At 44.0% G+C, this 17,309-nt stretch carries 14 protein-coding genes and 2 pseudogenes; 10 read left to right on the plus strand and 6 right to left on the minus strand.

Going from position 1 to position 17,309, the window contains the following annotated elements; translation table 11 throughout:
• Window positions 1-73 precede the first annotated feature (73 nt).
• Entirely contained in the window at window positions 74-3,721 is a 3,648-nt protein-coding gene (locus FCL46_RS07035; protein ID WP_136806924.1) for a DUF3683 domain-containing protein, read from the plus strand.
• A gap of 139 nt (window positions 3,722-3,860) precedes the next feature.
• Here the strand turns inward: FCL46_RS07035 and FCL46_RS07040 are convergent, their stop codons facing one another.
• The gene (locus FCL46_RS07040; RefSeq protein WP_136806925.1) at window positions 3,861-4,139 is read right to left on the minus strand and encodes a hypothetical protein; all 279 of its coding nucleotides are present in this window, start codon (window positions 4,137-4,139) and stop codon (window positions 3,861-3,863) included.
• Between the two features lie 799 nt (window positions 4,140-4,938).
• Here FCL46_RS07040 and FCL46_RS07045 point away from each other — a divergent pair.
• Window positions 4,939-5,538, plus strand: a complete 600-nt coding sequence (locus FCL46_RS07045; protein ID WP_136806926.1) for a superoxide dismutase — start codon at window positions 4,939-4,941, stop codon at window positions 5,536-5,538.
• 79 nt (window positions 5,539-5,617) lie between these two features.
• On the opposite strand, the gene FCL46_RS07050 is transcribed toward FCL46_RS07045, so the two are convergent.
• Entirely contained in the window at window positions 5,618-6,091 is a 474-nt protein-coding gene (locus FCL46_RS07050; RefSeq protein ID WP_136806927.1) for a hypothetical protein, read from the minus strand.
• 381 nt (window positions 6,092-6,472) lie between these two features.
• On the opposite strand from FCL46_RS07050, the gene FCL46_RS07055 reads away from it, so the two are divergent.
• Window positions 6,473-6,847, plus strand: coding sequence for a hypothetical protein (locus tag FCL46_RS07055; RefSeq protein ID WP_136806928.1), 375 nt, complete (start codon window positions 6,473-6,475; stop codon window positions 6,845-6,847).
• A gap of 463 nt (window positions 6,848-7,310) precedes the next feature.
• On the opposite strand, the gene FCL46_RS07060 is transcribed toward FCL46_RS07055, so the two are convergent.
• Together FCL46_RS07060 and FCL46_RS07065 are read right to left on the minus strand one after the other, a co-directional pair.
• A complete protein-coding gene (locus FCL46_RS07060; protein ID WP_136806929.1) occupies window positions 7,311-7,643 on the minus strand; it encodes a hypothetical protein in 333 nt (110 codons plus the stop codon).
• A gap of 485 nt (window positions 7,644-8,128) precedes the next feature.
• Window positions 8,129-9,424 carry a CDP-alcohol phosphatidyltransferase family protein gene (locus FCL46_RS07065; RefSeq protein ID WP_136806930.1) on the minus strand — a complete coding sequence of 432 codons (1,296 nt, stop codon included), beginning with the start codon at window positions 9,422-9,424 and terminating at the stop codon, window positions 8,129-8,131.
• Between the two features lie 422 nt (window positions 9,425-9,846).
• On the opposite strand from FCL46_RS07065, the gene FCL46_RS07070 reads away from it, so the two are divergent.
• Complete coding sequence (locus tag FCL46_RS07070) at window positions 9,847-12,219, plus strand: DNA topoisomerase 3 (RefSeq protein WP_136806931.1); 2,373 nt, start codon at window positions 9,847-9,849, stop codon at window positions 12,217-12,219.
• A 3-nt stretch (window positions 12,220-12,222) separates the two neighbouring features.
• On the plus strand, window positions 12,223-12,594 hold the full coding sequence (locus FCL46_RS07075; RefSeq protein ID WP_136806932.1) for a translation initiation factor Sui1: 372 nt from the start codon (window positions 12,223-12,225) through the stop codon (window positions 12,592-12,594).
• A 430-nt stretch (window positions 12,595-13,024) separates the two neighbouring features.
• Here the strand turns inward: FCL46_RS07075 and FCL46_RS07080 are convergent.
• Window positions 13,025-13,216, minus strand: a pseudogene (locus FCL46_RS07080) (tyrosine-type recombinase/integrase); the annotation flags it as partial.
• 91 nt (window positions 13,217-13,307) lie between these two features.
• Here FCL46_RS07080 and FCL46_RS27930 point away from each other — a divergent pair.
• From FCL46_RS27930 to istB, 3 genes are all read left to right on the plus strand, one after another.
• Window positions 13,308-13,532 carry a hypothetical protein gene (locus tag FCL46_RS27930; protein ID WP_217909576.1) on the plus strand — a complete coding sequence of 75 codons (225 nt, stop codon included), beginning with the start codon at window positions 13,308-13,310 and terminating at the stop codon, window positions 13,530-13,532.
• Window positions 13,533-13,796: 264 nt separating this feature from the next.
• Window positions 13,797-14,798 (plus strand): Mu transposase domain-containing protein, encoded by a 1,002-nt coding sequence (locus FCL46_RS07085; protein WP_217909577.1) that lies wholly within the window; start codon window positions 13,797-13,799, stop codon window positions 14,796-14,798.
• Complete coding sequence (gene istB, locus FCL46_RS07090; RefSeq protein ID WP_136806934.1) at window positions 14,798-15,559, plus strand: IS21-like element helper ATPase IstB; 762 nt, start codon at window positions 14,798-14,800, stop codon at window positions 15,557-15,559. Before FCL46_RS07085 ends, istB begins: the two co-directional genes overlap by 1 nt.
• 177 nt (window positions 15,560-15,736) lie before the next feature.
• Here istB and FCL46_RS07095 read toward each other — a convergent pair.
• Window positions 15,737-15,919: pseudogene (locus FCL46_RS07095) on the minus strand (helix-turn-helix domain-containing protein); the annotation flags it as partial.
• 149 nt (window positions 15,920-16,068) lie between these two features.
• Here FCL46_RS07095 and FCL46_RS07100 point away from each other — a divergent pair.
• Together FCL46_RS07100 and FCL46_RS07105 are read left to right on the plus strand one after the other, a co-directional pair.
• Window positions 16,069-16,536 (plus strand): SHOCT domain-containing protein, encoded by a 468-nt coding sequence (locus tag FCL46_RS07100; protein ID WP_136806936.1) that lies wholly within the window; start codon window positions 16,069-16,071, stop codon window positions 16,534-16,536.
• Between the two features lie 178 nt (window positions 16,537-16,714).
• A complete protein-coding gene (locus FCL46_RS07105; protein ID WP_136806937.1) occupies window positions 16,715-17,278 on the plus strand; it encodes a dihydrofolate reductase family protein in 564 nt (187 codons plus the stop codon).
• Window positions 17,279-17,309 lie beyond the last annotated feature (31 nt).

A 17,309-nucleotide genomic window follows, 5' to 3' on the forward strand; every position in this document is an offset into this window, starting at 1 on the left:
AATACTGAAAACACAGAATGGCGTCATTTTAGACCATTTTTAGATAATCCAAGAAAGAGAAGGCGGATATACGATGGAAAAAAAAGATTATCGGGAAATTCCCTATAACTTTACCTCAGCTGATGATCGGCTGATTATAAAGCACCTGTTCGGTAAGGAAATTTGGGAAGATCTGCAGGAATTACGTAGTCTGAGGATCACCGGCCGTTCTGCTCGCCTTGTTATGCGTTTTATGGGTGATCTGTTTATTTTACGAAGAAACCCGTTTCTTTATCAGGAAATGATTGAGTCGCAGTCCAGACGTCAACAGTTCTTTGATACAGCGGAAGAAGACCTTAGGCTTATAGAGAAGGCTGCTGCAATTCAGCGTACCGGATCTGAAAGATCATCAAAAGTTCTGAGCCTGGTTGATACCTGTCGCGATCGTCTTGACGCATTGAAAGAAGAAGTTGGCGGTGTCAGTGCCCATCGTGCTCAGATTCAGAAGCAGCTTGCTCCGATTATCGGTAAAGAAAATGTATGGTTCGACCCTTTCACCCTTATAAGTCATGCAACCGATGCAACAGACTGGCGCCTTTTTCTGCCGGTAGCGGTTGCACGTCCGACCAGTGAAGATCAGGTTGCACCGCTTATGGCTGCAATCGAGTCGCTTGGATTACATGTCATTCCCCGTGGTGGTGGTACCGGTCTGACCGGTGGGTGTGTGCCTGTGGCAAGTGGTTGTGTGATCATCAATACAGAAAGACTGACCCAGATTTACCCAATTGAATACCGTGAATTTGCTCACCTTGAAGATCAGGATAAAAATGTTCCGGTTATACGTGTTGAGTCAGGTGTTGTAACGTCAGATGCTATGGCGGTTGCCAAAAAAGTTGATCTTGTCTTTGCAACTGACCCTACCAGCTCCTGGGCATCAACCATTGGTGGAAATATTGCAGAAAACGCGGGCGGTAAAACCGCAGTTCTCTGGGGTACCGCCATTGATAACCTGCTTTCTTTCAAGATTGCCATGCCCGGCACCGACCTGCTGACGGTTAAACGTATAGGTCATCCGATGAGAAAAATTCTGCCGGGTGATACTGTTCTCTTCGAGATTGCAGACAGTAAGGGTACGGTGCTGAAGCGTATCGGCCTCACCAGCGAAGAAATTCGTAAGAAAGGTTTGTGGAAGGATATCACCAATAAGGCACTTAAGGGTGTCCCTGGCCTCCAGAAAGAAGGTGTAGACGGTGTTATTACTTCTGCTGAATTTGTTCTGTATAAAGCGTATGAACGTAAAATCACCTTCTGTCTTGAGTTCTTTGGCGAAGATATGGACGAGGCCAGCAGGGTTATCGTTGAGATCTCAAAAGAGTTTACCAACGAAGGTGAAGAAGCCCTGATCGCTCTTGAGCATTTTGACGAAGAATATATCAAGGCCATTCAATACAAGTTCAAGGCGGCTCGCAGTGAGCATCCAAAGGCTGTTTTGCTTATTGATATGGTTGGTCACAACAGTGCTCAGATCATGCGCGGTAAAGAGCGTCTCGAGAAGTTGCTGTCCGCCTATGTGAACACTGAACTGTTTACAGCTCAGGATGCTGATGAGGCAACGCGTTTCTGGCGTGACAGAAAGCGTCTGGGTGCTATCTCTGCCCGTACCAATGCCTTTAAGCTCAATGAAGATATTGTACTGCCGCTTGCGGCTCTTGCTGAATTTACCCGCTTTGTTGATGCCTATAATATTGAAGAGGATATCTATAATAAAGAGCAGTTTATTCATCGCACAATGGGATATCTTCGTAAGGCTGAGCCTATTGAGGATCCTGACTGGTTGGAAGCAAAGATTCCAAAGGCGCTTGAGCTGTGTCAGGACACGCTTTCACAACTTGCTCTACGCACTAAAGAGTCTGTTCGTCATGAAGCCTACATCAAAAAGCTGATGACAGATCTTCTGGAATTGTTCAGCGGTTACGGTAAAGTTTCCTCGACTATTGAGGAGATATACAAACATGTGCGTTCCAGAAGAATTGTTATTGCAACCCATATGCATGCGGGTGACGGTAACAACCATGTGAATATTCCAGTCTTCTCAAATGACCGGGAGATGATGCGACGGGCAGAGAAGACTGCTGAAGACGTGATGGCCAAATCTGTTGAACTTGGTGGCGCAGTCAGTGGTGAGCATGGCATTGGTATTACCAAGATGAAGTTCCTCACTGAAGATCGCAGAAAGGATCTTATTGAGTATCGTAAGGAGATTGATCCTAAAGGATTAATGAGTCCGGGTATGCTCACAGATCCTCAGATAATCGATAAAGTGTTTACTCCTTCCTTTGATCTGCTTGAGCTGGAAGCGCGAATCCTGCAGCATGGATCGCTTGAGACACTGGCCACAAAAATATCAAAATGTGTGCGTTGCGGAAAATGTATGGTCGGATGTTGTGTGTATTATCCGGGGTCCAATATTTTCATGCACCCGCGCAATAAGAATATGGTGATCGGTTCCCTGATTGAAGCGCTGCTGTATGATATTCAGCGTTCTCATCAGCCACGCTTTAACCAGATGAAAAACCTCGAAGAGATTGCTGACCACTGTACCATGTGTGGTAAATGTCTTACTCCATGTCCTGTAAATATTGATACTGCAGAAGTAAGTGTGCTTGAGCGCACTATATTGAGCGAATTAGGCTACAAGAATACGGCGCCAGCCACAAAGCTCTCTCTTACATATCTGAACAACAGGAACAAGGCGTTCAACTCTGTGTTTAGAAAGGGTGTTCTTGAGTGGGGTAGCAGCATACAGCAGCTTGGAGCTAAAGTATTCAAACTGGCGCCTGAAAATCTCAAAGAGAAAGACTGGCAATATGTGACAATGCTGAAGTCTCCGATGATGACTGCACCATCTGAGACGCTCTGGAACAAACTTCCTGAGTGCTCTGCAAACGAAGCGCTTATGCTGACGCCGGCTGGTGAACCTGTAAAAACAGTGTTTTATTTCCCAGGATGCGGTTCTGAACGTTTGTATTCTGACATCAGCATGGCTGCAATTTATATCATGTTGCGGAGTAATATCCGGGTGATTCTGCCACCGCCGTTTCTCTGTTGTGGTTTCCCTGCGAAGGTAAACGCAAAAACGAAAATGCATGATGAAATAACCCTTAGAAACACTATTATCCTTAGTCAGATAAGGGATATGCTTGGCTACATCGTTTTTGATAAATGTGTGGTCAGTTGCGGAACCTGTCGTGAATCAATCCATGAGATCGGTATTGATGACATCTTTGATTGTGAAATTCAGGATATTTCCGGTTTTGTTTTGGAGAATAGTGATCTGAATTTCGGCGAAAGAAAGATGAAAAATGTCTTATATCATGCGCCATGTCACGATTCTTTTGATGGCGAAGGTGTAGCCGCTGCCCGACAGATTGCTAAAGACGTCAGAGCGGTTCCGAACTGCTGTTCTGAGGCGGGCACTCTTGCAATCTCAAGACCGGATATCAGTTATAAGATGATGCAGCGCAAACGTGAATCTATTGAGGCAGGTAAAACAGGTTTCTCCGGCGAGCCGACAATTGTCACAAACTGTCCATCATGTATTTCCGGCCTTGGTCGAAATCGTGATCTTGGAGTCAAACCGCAACATATGACGGTGTTGCTGGCACAGGCCATTGGCGGTGAAAGCTGGAAGAATGAATTCGTAAAGTTGCTTGGCAACAGAGTTGAAAAAGTTACTTTCTAACCTGTATCTCCGGCTACGCCCGGCAAATACATTTAGCAGATTGCATATGCCGGGGGAAGATATACAGAGTAAATAAAAAAGGCAGAAATTCCAAAAATTGGAATTTCTGCCTTTTGTGTTTCAGGCTCTGGATGCGGGATTAGCTTTTACGGCGGTGATTGATCCGGGGTGCAAGTTGTTCAGGATCACCGAGCTGGACATTGCTGGTTTTGCGTAGGATTGTCCCGTCTTCAAGAAGGAAGGTGTTCTGGTCTTTTGTCCGTTCTACAATCTCACCATCTTTATCATTTAGCGTAAAACCTTTGATAGTTGCTTTAATTATACCCTTCTCGTCGATGACTGTTTGCTGGGTTATATATACAGTCTGCTGTCGAAGGGTACCGCCGGTTACTGTAAAAGTGCCAATTACTTCTTTCATGGTGAGTTCAATAAGTCGATATGGTTGGACTACGTTATATTCACTTAAATGAGTGTTGACGTTAATTTCCGCACATTATGCATAGAATGTTGCATGAACGCTATAAAAAAGACGTGTCCATATTTGAATCGATTAACGTAATGAGAGAGTCAGGCTATTTGGGGTGGCTTTACTTGCTACTCTTCTAAAGAGCTTTAAGCATTCTCATCGTAACCACAGTGTCGCTCACACCTTGTAGACGGTAAGATTATATATCAAAATGAGAGCACTGATTATGCTCTTATGTCTCTGAACTACCGTGCTAATAGTGAGTGGTGTTTCGTTGGGTGAACGTGATCGGTTGTAGTGAAAATGCGCTATGATGGCAGGCTGAGGTGTTATCGGCAACATCGTATTATCTCTAGCTACCGTTAACTATTCATCATTAAATCTGCTTTTACACATTAAAATTTTTGAGATGAACTTTGTCGAGAGTTCACCTTTGCCCACCGCGAGTAGTTAAAAGGACAATTGTCTGTGTGTTTATCTTTAGCAGGGCTTCTTTGATATTGATATCCCATAATAAATTGGCATGAATCTTCTTGACAAAATGAGCGTATGATCACAACGTGGTGGTATGAATCTTCGGTCTTATGTAAACTTTTAACAGGAACCGGAGAAGTGGCGGGGGACAATAACCAGATATAATTTTGCTCAACATGCAGCTTGCCTGATTGCAGAGAACGTTGTGCAGCATCCTGTGTGGAAAGTTGCCTGTAATATATTGCCCGCTTTTTTAACAATTAATCTGGAGGACAGTATGGCTCATAGTTTACCGGATTTACCATATGCTTATGATGCACTGGAACCGTTTTTTGATATTAAGACCATGGAGATACATCATACGAAGCATCATCAGACGTATGTTGATAAGCTCAATACAGCATTGGAAGGACATGAATCTCTACGTCAACTCAGTGTCGAAGAACTGATACGGAACCTTGCTGCGGTACCTGAAAATATCCGCACCGCCGTAAGAAATCATGGTGGGGGGCATGCGAATCATTCATTTTTCTGGCCACTGTTAGGTAAAAGTGTTGTTGCCGCTGGTCCGTCATATGAGGCAATAGTAAAGCAGTTTGGCAGCTTTGAAGAGTTTAAAAATATTTTTTCAACTACCGCTGCGCTCCTGTTCGGGAGTGGCTGGACATGGCTGGTTAAAGATGGGGATAGGTTGGAGATTCTGACAACCCAAAATCAAGACAGTCCTGTCAGTCTTGGCAAAAAGCCGATTTTAGGAATTGATGTATGGGAACATGCATATTATCTCAAGTATCAGAATAGAAGGCCCGAATATATAGAGGCGTTCTTTAATCTCATTAACTGGGAAAAGGTTAATGAGCATTTTGAATCTGCATAAAACTATCCAGGCAGTAACGTAGACCAATCAACAACTCCTTTCCTGTGTATGGTGGAAAGGAGTTGTTCTGTTTTATTCATCAGTAACGGGGTTCGCATCCACCACGACAGTCATAGTTGATATATCCATTCGGGCATGGCTGATTGTAGTTGTAATCCCAGTTTTTACACGGTTCCTGATTGTGTGATTTTTTATCGCATCCACCGCGGCAATCCATGTTTCTGTAACCTTGGGGACAGGGGCGGTTGTAGTCGTAATCCCAGTAAGTGCAATCTCCTCTGTTTTGCTGCGGTTGCTGGTTACCGCCGCAGCGACGCGGTCCCTGGCAGGTCCTGTATTTTCCTCCTTTTATATCATCACAGAACGTTTCATACATATCGCCTGGCCGGCATGTTCCGCGATTACTGTCGAGCCCAAGGGCTTGACACGGGGCAACTCCTCCTCGATTCTTCATTACTTGCCAGGGACCTGAGCAGTCAGAAGCAGCCATTACCAATGGTGGGGAAGAGAGCAACAGTAGGCTGAATAGAAGGGCGATGAGGGGTGCTTTCATGGATGCCTCCACCAGAAGAGAGTTTTTCAATTACCTGACATGGGAAGTTGTAACCATCAGGTGTTTTGTAATAACCTTAAAATAGTATAGCGCAGAGAAAGTTGTATTGAAAAGGAACAGGGCTGGAAAAATTAAACTTTGAACAATATGATCCGTATTTGTGCGTTTGTGCTCTGCGTTTGAACTCCGGAATGATGTTTTTAGAAATTCCCTGGAGGTGCTGAGTTGACAGTAGCTTTGGTGGAATATACATTTGAAAAGACATCTCCACGATGTTGTCACAAGGTACTCGCATTTTTTAAGTATCTACCAGGTTGTTTTGTGGCCGGATCAGGTCGCAATTTCGATTTCTTGGTGTCAAATCCGACAGGAGGAGTTTACATGACGGTCCAGCATTCGTTTTCGAAGATTGAAAAGGAACTATTGCCAGCCTTCAGGCAGCAGATAGGTGCAGCGGAATCGACCGAGGACGTGAGGAATTTTTTTGCTCACACGATTCTCGAACTTTTAAGCAGAGCAACTGAAGGAGAAATCAACGCGGTATTCGAAGACATAAAGCTCAATCACAATCCAGATAGCGATGAGTGCGGAAAATATAACCTGGGTGAGGCCATAACCTCTAAGGAAGCTTTTAAAGAGTTATGGAATACTTCCGACCTGCAGCATATTATTGACCGTTTTGCGTATTCCGCCTGTAACAGATATAAACATCTGGAAAAGAAACCGGAAAAAACTGAATCAAAAATCCGTATGTAGTTTCGTAGACTATATTTTTACAAGATCTTAGCTATAGCAGTTTGCCTTCAATCAAGGCGAGCTGCTATTTTTTTTGTGATATTCTTTAATAGTTATCACCGGAATTCAGATTAGTATCGTGAGGAGTTAGGAAAGAATAGATCAGGTCGTTGTGTTCTGGAGTATGAGAGGCAGGCAGCAGGAGCTCTTAGAAAAATACGGCTCCCGTTCTTTCCTGATCTACCTGAAAGGACACAACCAACCTCAGTAGCTGGAAAATCATGAAAAGAAGTTTTCTTCAAAAGCTTGGGAACGCTCTGGCTGATATCACCCCGCCTATAGGGTGGTGATCTGATCGTGTTGAAACAGTTCCCGGAAGAACACCGCTTTTTGATAATTTGCGGGGCTCTGATGAACGTTGCAATTCAACGTTGTTAAGTCGCAAATATCCGTTATTTGATCTCGTATAAGTGATCTTGTCAGATCAGGCTTTAACGAGCCGCAGGTGATGATTTTCCCGAATTCTTTTCCAGAGTTCTTTGATAATTACCATGGCGGGATCTTCATAGTCATCATAATCCCTGCCAAGGTATGAGCGGCAGGAGGAGATGAGGTGATCGTTACCATTGTACAGGCCGAACTCTTCCCGAATTGACTTGGCCATTGTCAGGTAGACAGCAGAATCAAGTTCATGCTCTGACATCTTGGCCATAGTGACCCTGTCACGTAACTGAAGGTCTTCAAAAAGTATGTTTACTACTTCATTTACCGATCTTGGGGGCTGTTTGGGTTCTAAATAATCAATAGGCTGAAACATTGTCTTATACGGTTAAAGCTGGGCAACCAGTCAGGTCTTTCTATAATGACAGAGTGTTGCTGTATTTTTTAGGTGGTTTCCGCCTCGGCAAAAACACATAGTTTACGATGTCGATATGGTGGAAAGCATATCTCACATTGTAAGACATTGTGCTGATCTGTCACGGGGAAAGTCAGGCTGTGGGTCAAGTGGAGATGAATGCAATGGGCGAAAAGACACTCTTTGCAAGAAACAATATAAATAGTGAAGATTGGTTTCTGATAAGGGTATCTGCATGATTACTTTAGGTATCCCTAAGAGTATTTTTGTATCATAGCTGCTGGTAGATTGTGATATAAGCGGGTGCCATATCTCAGTATTCAAAATTCTTAAAAGTATATTAAGTAAAATTGAGTTGAGCTGGTTTGCTGAAGCGTAATGATGAAAAGGGAGATAATAAACCGCAGTGCAGGGTTGCATTGCGGTTTATCGTTTTAATCTGAACTTCAGGTGCTTTGACCTGCATCTCTCCATTTGTGCCCAATAACCATGTAAATAATGACCGATGAGAGGATAAGGTATCCAAACATTTGAACATTTTTTGTCTTGAGCACAAAAACAAGTGCGACGATAATAGTGGAACTGATCAGAAAGAATAGTGGTCGGGGAATCTGTTTTAAAATAATTCGACCGAAGTGTGCAAAACGTATATGACTAATCATCAGGCCTGATGAGATGATGGCTACTGCTGCGAGGAAGTGTGGAGGCATAACAAGAGCAGCGCCAAGAACGATCAGAGCACCTGCAGGGCTGGGCAAGCCGTTAAAAATTCCATCAGGCAGATCGGTACGAAGCTTGTCGACGGTTACAAACCTGATCAGGCGATAGGCAACTGCCGCAATGAATATAAGGCCGAATAACCAGGCCAGTGTGCCGCCGGACTGATAAATAACATAAGCCGGGGCTAGACCAAAGCTGACAAAATCGGCTATGTCATCAAGGTATGGTCCGTATTTGGTACCACCATGTTTTTCTGCCATTCTGCCATCAAACAGATCAAAGAGCTGTCCGACAATAATCACACAAATGGCATAACCAAAGCGCAGCTCATGGGTTAAAACAAGGCTGGTAATACCGCAGATGAAGTTGAGCGTCGAAAGAATGTCAGCATAAAGTCTGTTCGGAATGAATTTGAAGGCAACAGAGGCTCCCGCTAAAATAATACAGGCAAGAAGAACTTCATCGCCGATATTAATGAGATGAGGATTTTCATCAATCAAAGCGCAGAAAATTACAAGCACAAAGCAAATAATTGCTTTAATTTTCCCAAAGTTATTGGCCGCTCCTGAAATCTTGAGTGCTGTAAGAATGCGACGCGCAAAGAATTGACCAGCTACCTCAATACCTATGAGTATCCAGACAAGATGTGTCGATAATATACCGACATAGGCAAAACCAAGCATAGGTGGGAGGTAGGTTAGTTTATCGCAGAAGGGATCAAGCGTTTCTCCCCATCTCGTTCCCAGATTGCAATTTCTGGCAACCATACCGTCAACCCCATCAAGGATGGCTGCAATGGTGAAGATGAAAATAGCCAGTGATTGGAAATTACTCATGAAGTAGAGAAAAAATCCGACAATGGCCATACCAGAACGCCAGTAACAAATAGAATTAGGATGCATTAGCCACTGGTTGGCCATCACATAGTCTTTCATTGTCTGTTTGCGAAGCATCCATGAGAGCCAAACAAACATCAGCGTCCCGATAGCGCCTGAAGCAGTGATAACTAATAATCTTTCCATTTTATCTCTCAATAAATATCATAATTCGTAATACATAATCATTTTCCGGAACTCTACAGAGTTTTACTATCGCAGCACTGTTTACCATTTTCAGCATGATTAGTCTATTAGCGAGAGTTCTGCGTGTATCGACTTTTGGTGGAAGCAGTATTTTCGATCTGACTAAATTCTAATATAGTGTAAATGTCCTTTTGATTTTTACGACTAATTGGGTTAGGAATGTCGCTCTAGTAGACTGTCGGACTAAACCCTTTTTCCTCAACCCAGTGTTATTGTCGAAGAAATAATGCTAGTAAATAGAGTTATATGGCTGCGCTTAATTATCTGCCAATGCCTTGGATTGAGATAGGAAATGCTCAATCTGACAGCCTCCTGATCTGTGGAATATATCACGACGATGTTTTAAATTTGGAGTGTAGTAAATGGGAATGACGCTGCTTATAGCAGAGAAACCGAGTGTTGGAAAAGATCTTGCCACTTTCCTGGGGATAGAGCGCCGGGGAAAAGGTTTTTTTTCGTGCAAAAATGACATTATCTGTACCTGGTGTGTCGGCCATATTCTGGAACAGGCTGATCCTGATGTGTATAATCCTCGTTTCAAGCGATGGCGTTCAGAAGATCTACCGATCATACCTGAGAAGTGGATTCTTGAACCCATCCCCCGTTCGCGGGAACAACTTCGTATAATTGAGAATTTTCTAAAAAATGCGGACAATGTCATTAATGCAGGCGACCCGGAGCGTGAAGGTCAGCTGATTATTGATGAGGTCCTCGACTATCTGGGATACACCGGACCTGCTGAACGATTATGGATTTCGGCACTTGATGTGCGAACCATAAAGAAAGGCTTTGCAAACCTGCGTGACAATAACGCATTTAAAAACATCAAGGATGCTGCAATCTGCAGATCCAATGCGGACTGGCTGGTTGGTATTAATGTCACTCGTGGCCTCACTCTTGCTGCTGCTCAGCAGAATACAGTGCTTTCTGCAGGAAGAGTTCAGACACCAACGCTCTCTCTGGTAGTCGATAGAGACCGTGAGATTGAGCAATTTACCAAAAAGCCATATTGGGTGTTGCGGGCAACTGTTAACCACGTCAACGGTGAATATCTTGCCACCTGGGAGCCAAACGAACTGGCACCGGGACTTGATCCTGAAGGTCGTCTTGTCAATCCGAAGGTAGCAGAGCAGATTGCCTTAAAGGTAACGGGCCAGGATGGTGTTGTTACCAGCAAAAAAGATTCATTAAAGGTCAAGAAACCGCCGCTGCCATTCCTGCTTTCAGATCTCCAGAAGAAAGCCGAAGATAAATTTGGTTATTCCCCTAAACAAACCCTTGAGTTAGGGCAGGGGTTGTATGAAAAGCATAAGGTGCTGACCTATATGCGTACTGAGTGCCGCTATCTGCCTAATGAGATGTTTGAAGATGCACCAAGTGTATTAAAGACACTCAGGGACCAGAATATTGAAGGCGCTCATGAAGCAGACCCAACCATTCAGTCACCTGCGTGGGATACCAAAAAACAGGGCGCTGAAGCACATCATGGTATTATCCCTACCGAGGTAATGCCCAGGAATCTCACTCCTGATGAACAGAATATCTACCTCTTGGTCGCGAAACGTTTTTTGAAACAGTTCTATCCAGATTACAAATACTATTCGAGTTCCATTATCATCGACGTGAAAGATGAATTATGGAAGGGCAATGGTATCAAGGTTAAAGAACAGGGCTGGATGGCACTCAACGATCAGCAGACCAAAGAAAAATTTCTGCCTCAAGTTAAAAAGGGTGATCCTGTTTCAATTGATAAGGTAGACAAGGAACAGAAATCTACCAAACCACCCAGCAGGTTTACAGAAGGTTCTCTGCAGGTGGCTATGACAGAGGTGCATAAATATGTAGAAGACCCTGTCATTAAAGCACGGTTGAAAGAGAACTCCGGAATCGGCACTTCAGCTACCCGTACCAATATAATAACCGAACTGCAGAACAGGAATTACCTGGAGAAAAAAGGCAAGATACTTATCTCGACTCCACTTGGTAGAGAACTCATTGCCAAAATTCATCCATCGTTGAAAAGCCCGGGTATGACAGCAATCTGGGAGGATGCACTCGATAGAATCTGTGAGGGGGAACTGGGACGGGAAGAGTTTATTGCAGAATTGACTAAACGTATGTCCAATATGGTCAAGTACGCTCTGGCCACGAGATTCTCAGAGGAAGTAACAGGTAAAATCTATCGCTGCTTATGTGGTGATCGTCTTTCACGGCTTGAATCGAAAAACAAGAAAGGAAAGTATTTCTGGATATGTAATTCAGGTCAGGACAAAGGGTGCCCTTTGCGCTCAGATTTTAATGGTGCTCCTGGTGCAGCATTTATGGACAGGCCTGAAACAGGGCCGGAATGCCCGCATTGCAAAAAAGGTTACCTCATCCGATATGAAAGTAATCGAAAAATGGGGAATTATTTCTGGGCCTGCTCGACAGGTAAAGAAGGGAATTGCCCACTGTTACGAGATGACAATGGAACACCGGGGCAGCCTATAGTTGATCCGAATGCTCCTAAGGTTCCATGCCCTGAGAAAGGGTGCAAGCAGATGGTCACGCTTGTTCAATCGCAGAATAATTCCAAATTTTATTACTGGAAATGTCAGAACGCCTCTCATCCACTGCGACTCAATGATAATGGGAAGCCGGGCGAAGTTATGAGCTTTGGCAAAAAGAACCCGCCTAAAGGACCACAGTCACAGCCACAAAAACAACAACATAATGAACCGGCAAATAAAGGTTGAGTCATGGCAAAATATACATCCAAAAGAGCAACATCAGGTCTTGTATATTCAACCGATAAAGGGAAGATGTGTCCGGGGTGCGGCCATCCTGCCAAACAGTGTTGCTGTAGTAAGAAAAACAGTACCCCTGCAGGTGATGGTGTAGTGCGCGTGAGCCGTCAGACCAAAGGACGTAAAGGGAGTGGTGTATCCATAATTACCGGACTTCCACTTGCAGGAGCCGAACTGAAGCAACTCGCCAAAAAACTCAAGCAGCAGTGCGGTACTGGCGGGACGATTAAGGACGGTGCGATTGAAATTCAGGGTGATCATAGAGATGTGCTGGTGGCTGCGCTGATCAAGGCCGGCTATCAGGCAAAACTTGCTGGTGGTTGATGCTGCTGTGAAACGAATTGCCCGCATTGTTTTAAGAGCCACAACACGTTGAAGAGATGGCTCGCTGATGTTGCACTGTGTTTTTCGAATTTGCAGCTATTTTAAGAAAAATAATGATGTATGTTTATTTCAGGTTTAACTCGAGTCCTGTCATGCATCAGGTGTCTAATTCTGCTCGCCCTTTTCACTTCCTGACTTCGTTACTCCTTCAGTTACATAGCGCTGCTATGCTCCATCAGTCATGCCTTGCAGGAAGAGAAAAAACTTCACAGTATTACCACATCTGACACATGACATGACACGAGTCTCCTCCATCCATTTTAGTTTAATATTTTGAGCTAATCATGCCTGCCCTCTGTTTTCCGAAAATGCCTTACAGTACACTTTGAGATAAAGGCGTTTGGGTGCGAGGAGTAACCTCTATTGACATTTATCCCGGATATAGATCAAGGTCATCTAACGGGCTTAGCACTCCATGGCCACCCTGATGAAGTACATGGGGATAGATCATTGTTGTAGCAATATCATTGTGTCCTAGCAGCGCCTGAATAGTTCTGATATCATTACCTCGCTGCAGAAGATGGGTGGCAAAAGTATGACGAAAAGTATGAGCACTCACCTTTAGTTGTGCTAGCCGAAAATTGACCACCTAAAGCAGTCCCTCTGCTACTATGATTTGAAAAAATCATAAAGGGGGGAAGGAGTTGCTAAACGTGGACCAGTATGAACTCATTCGCACCGCCTATCGTAATTACAACCAGAACATCAGTGAACTCTCACGACTGACGGGACATAGTCGCAATACGATCAAGAAAGCCATACGAGGCGAGCCATGGAGCTACAAGGAACGATCTCGTCAACCATTTCCAGCCTTAGATCCATTCATTGCAATTATTGATGGATGGCTTGAGTCCGACAAAGGGCAACCGAAGAAATAACGGCATACGGCTCGCCGCATTTATAACCGCTTAGTCTCGGAATGTGATTTCACTGGTGGGGAGTCAACAGTACGTCGGTATGTTCGTCTGGCAAAAGTTAAACTCGGCATAGACAGTCCCGGTGCCTTTATTCCGTGTGACCCGGCAGTCGGACGGGAGGCCGAGGTTGATTGGGGTACTGCAAACGCGGTTATTGCTGGCGTGTCTGTTCGTCTCAAGTATTTTTGTATGCGGTCAAAGTAATCAGGAAAGCATTTTGTCCGCATGTACCCTTGTGAGCGACAACAGGCAATTTTCGATGCGCACATCCATGCATTCGCCTTTTTCTGTGGAGTTTTCTCAATACTGATTTATGACAACCTGACAACGGCAGTGCGCAAAGTACTGCAAGGTAAAAAGAGAAAAGAGCAAGAAAGCTTCCAGAAATTTCGGGCGTATTACAATTACGAATCGCGGTTCTGCACCCCAGGCAAAGGCCACGAAAAAGGTGGCGTAGAAGGCATGGTAGGCTTTGTACGACGTAACTATATGGTTCCGGTACCCGAAGCTGCCAGCCTTGAAGAATTGAACGATAAGTTGCTTGAAAGCTGCCGTCGTTACGGGAGTCACACGATTTCCGGTCGAGAACAAAGCGTGGATAGTTTGTTTGAGCAAGAGCCTCAATCGCTGCTGTCACAACCTTCCGTCCCGTTCAGCAATATCCAGCTACAGCCTGGAAGAGCTGACAAGTATTCAACTGTTATTGTTGATAAAAATCGATATTCCGTGCCAAGCCGTTATGCTGTTTATCCGGTTAAAGTACAGCTGACTGTAGATAGGATATCTATCTATTTCAATGGGAAAAAAGTGGCGGATCATACACGACTCTTCAACATCAATAAGTGGAGCCTTGTCCCTGATCACTATCTTGAATTAATCCAACAACGACCACAAGCGTTTGATTCCGCTCGGCCCATAGTCGAATGGCGTAAACAGTGGCCGACGTGCCTCAATACGCTTCTTGAGCGGTTCCAGAAAAGTTCGGGAATGAGCGGTGGAACAAAGGATTTTCTTAACGTTCTTATGCTGTATCGGGATTATGATGAGAAAGCCATTGAACATGCAGTGACAGTCGCTCTGGAGCACGGCATCAAGAGTAGTGAAGGGATCCTGCATATTCTCATTTACAGCAATACGCCCGAACGGATCATTCCTCCGGTAGTCGGCTGGGAAAGCAGTGCACCGCCGGATCTCACAGTGTATGGCCAGTTAGGGGAGGTACAGTGATGAATAGTGCCACTTTTGCCCTCCGGGAAAATCTTAAAAAGTTAAAACTCGCAACTATACGAAAAGAAATAGACGTTCAGATTCGTCAAGCACGCGAAGCAGGAACAGATTATGCGGATTTCCTCCTCGATCTGACGAGCGTAGAGTTACAGCATCGAACTGCAAACCGTTTAAAACGACGAATGCGCGAAGCAAAATCCCCTTTAGTCAAAACGCTAGACGGCTTTGATACTGAGGCAGCCGGAGGTCTTGATCTCAGATTACTGCGTCAACTGGCAACGTGTGACTATCTCAAAGAGAACCGTAATATCATTTTTATGGGTCGCAGCGGCACGGGAAAGAGCCATCTGGCAACGGCACTTGGGATTGAGGCCTGTCGAAACGATATCCGTACACGATTTGTCAGCTGTTATGGCCTGGTGAATGAATTACTGGAGGCCCGTGAAGAGCGTGCCCTACAATGCTTACTGGCTTGCTATAACAGATATGAACTTTTGATTCTTGATGAACTGGGCTACATCCCATTCAGTAAAGAAGGAACGGAACTTCTCTTCCAGGTTTTGGCGAAACGTCATGAAAAAAGCTCGGTGATAATTACAACCAATCTTGGCTTTGCGGACTGGTCACAGGTCTTTGTTGACCCGATAATGACTAATGCTTTACTCGATCGCTTGACTCACAAAGCACACATTATTTCTTGCACCTGGGAAAGCTACCGACTCAAGCAAAGCCTTGCAATGAACACGAACGCTGAAACATAGGTGCCCCTCAGCCCTTCCCAGCAGCAACTCCGGTCGCCGCCCAAGGGCTCCCTCTTTTGATGCTGGGAAGGGCTGAACAACACTACTGAAACATCACCCGGTTTCAGTTCTCTTATTAAGATTTTGGGTGGTCAAAATTCAGTGATCACAGGTGGTCAATTTTAGGTTGTCATTTCTAGCCGTTTTAGGATTATAACCGTCGACGGTGGCATTTCTTCGAAGTTCATGACTTATTGTACTAAAATGAACGCCAACCTTTAGTGCGATGGTCCTCAATGACATCCCTGCTTTACGAAGCCCGGAAATCTGGTATCTTGGTTCTTGAGTGAGTTGATTGTAGTGTTTGTTTTGTTTGTTCATAACAGACCTTGGTTAAGTGTGAGAGCTGACACCATACTTTCAACTCACTCACTTTTAAATTTCAGTCTGTTGCACTTATTGTACTACTCCAGCCGCAAACAGTGCGATACCAGTGAATTCAATGTAATTCAATAAAATGAGGCTCAAGCATGAAACATATATTCCCTATAATTTTGTTATTTCTCGTCGGCTCCTGCTCTACAACAACAACACATGTGGGCTCTGTTGAGAAAACAGAGAATGGACACGAGTACAGCATAAAAGAAACAAAAACTGGTTTTATAGTAGCAGGACACTACAACGAGTATCAATTTGTAAGAAACAGCAAAAATGGTTTCATTGGATGCATGAGGGTGATAAATAATGCTGCAAGAGAACATGCTGAATCTATGAATAAAGAAATTGAACTTCCCAAATGGGATGAAATTGAAATTATAGATCATGGACGAGATATTATTTCTGCTATAATGAATGTTAATTGTAAACACGAGTATAAATTCGTTAATAAACAAAAAGGCGTCGTAGAAAAATTAACTGAACTTAAATCTCTATATGATTCAGGCGCCTTGACAGAGCAAGAATATGAGTTGTCTAAAAAGAAATTATTAAGCGAATAGAATAAGATATACTTGAATAACATAGCACTCAACAAGGATTGCTGTCAGGCTACCGATTCGTTCTTAAAACCCATATTGTAATGCAACAGTGTATAGATTGTTGCGTAACTCTCGGGTGCCAGTAACCTGTTAGCTCCACGTTAAAAAGCAATCTCAGCATCACGCATAGGAACTAGAAATGAAATGCTCGGTCTATATTGCAACAAGTGCTGATGGTTACATTGCCACTACCGAAGGAGCTGTCGACTGGCTCCATAGTGCTGGCAATCCAGAAGTTGATATGGGCGATAATCCAGACATGGGTTTTGGCGCTTTTATGGCCTCGGTTGATTGCATGGTAATGGGGCGGAAGTGCATGGAAATGATTTCTTGTATGAATTTATCTCCCGAACAATGGCCTTACGGTGATATTCATATCGTTGTTGTGAGCAACACGATAAAAGAACCACCCGAAAACTTAAAGGGTAAGGTAGAAATGTTCTCTGGTGAAATTAATGACTTGGTAAAAGAACTAGAAAGCAAAGGGTTAAAACATGCTTATATTGATGGTGGCTCTACAATTACATCATTTCTTAATCTTAAGCTCATCGATGAGATGACAATAACTAGAGCGCCCGTATTATTAGGAGGTGGCATCCCGCTTTTTGGTAAACTAGATAACCACGTTAAACTAATAGGCTCTAAGGCAACTACGTTCGCAAACGACTTTATTCAAATAAAGTACGGAGTAAATTACTTATAACGATCAGCTGTAGCGGATCGATTTACGCTGC

It is taken from the genome of Desulfosediminicola flagellatus (assembly GCF_005116655.2).
Lineage (GTDB): Bacteria > Desulfobacterota > Desulfobulbia > Desulfobulbales > Desulfocapsaceae > Desulfopila > Desulfopila flagellata.

Coding starts and splice junctions, on each gene's coding strand:
- FCL46_RS07105 (WP_136806937.1), top strand. CDS start 16,715: ATGAAATGCTCGGTCTATATTGCAACAAGTGCTGATGGTTACATTGCC.
- FCL46_RS07055 (WP_136806928.1), top strand. CDS start 6,473: ATGACGGTCCAGCATTCGTTTTCGAAGATTGAAAAGGAACTATTGCCA.
- FCL46_RS07100 (WP_136806936.1), top strand. CDS start 16,069: ATGAAACATATATTCCCTATAATTTTGTTATTTCTCGTCGGCTCCTGC.
- FCL46_RS07085 (WP_217909577.1), top strand. CDS start 13,797: ATGTACCCTTGTGAGCGACAACAGGCAATTTTCGATGCGCACATCCAT.
- FCL46_RS07045 (WP_136806926.1), top strand. CDS start 4,939: ATGGCTCATAGTTTACCGGATTTACCATATGCTTATGATGCACTGGAA.
- istB (WP_136806934.1), top strand. CDS start 14,798: ATGAATAGTGCCACTTTTGCCCTCCGGGAAAATCTTAAAAAGTTAAAA.
- FCL46_RS07075 (WP_136806932.1), top strand. CDS start 12,223: ATGGCAAAATATACATCCAAAAGAGCAACATCAGGTCTTGTATATTCA.
- FCL46_RS07060 (WP_136806929.1), bottom strand. CDS start 7,643: ATGTTTCAGCCTATTGATTATTTAGAACCCAAACAGCCCCCAAGATCG.
- FCL46_RS07050 (WP_136806927.1), bottom strand. CDS start 6,091: ATGAAAGCACCCCTCATCGCCCTTCTATTCAGCCTACTGTTGCTCTCT.
- FCL46_RS07035 (WP_136806924.1), top strand. CDS start 74: ATGGAAAAAAAAGATTATCGGGAAATTCCCTATAACTTTACCTCAGCT.
- FCL46_RS07065 (WP_136806930.1), bottom strand. CDS start 9,424: ATGGAAAGATTATTAGTTATCACTGCTTCAGGCGCTATCGGGACGCTG.
- FCL46_RS07040 (WP_136806925.1), bottom strand. CDS start 4,139: ATGAAAGAAGTAATTGGCACTTTTACAGTAACCGGCGGTACCCTTCGA.
- FCL46_RS07070 (WP_136806931.1), top strand. CDS start 9,847: ATGGGAATGACGCTGCTTATAGCAGAGAAACCGAGTGTTGGAAAAGAT.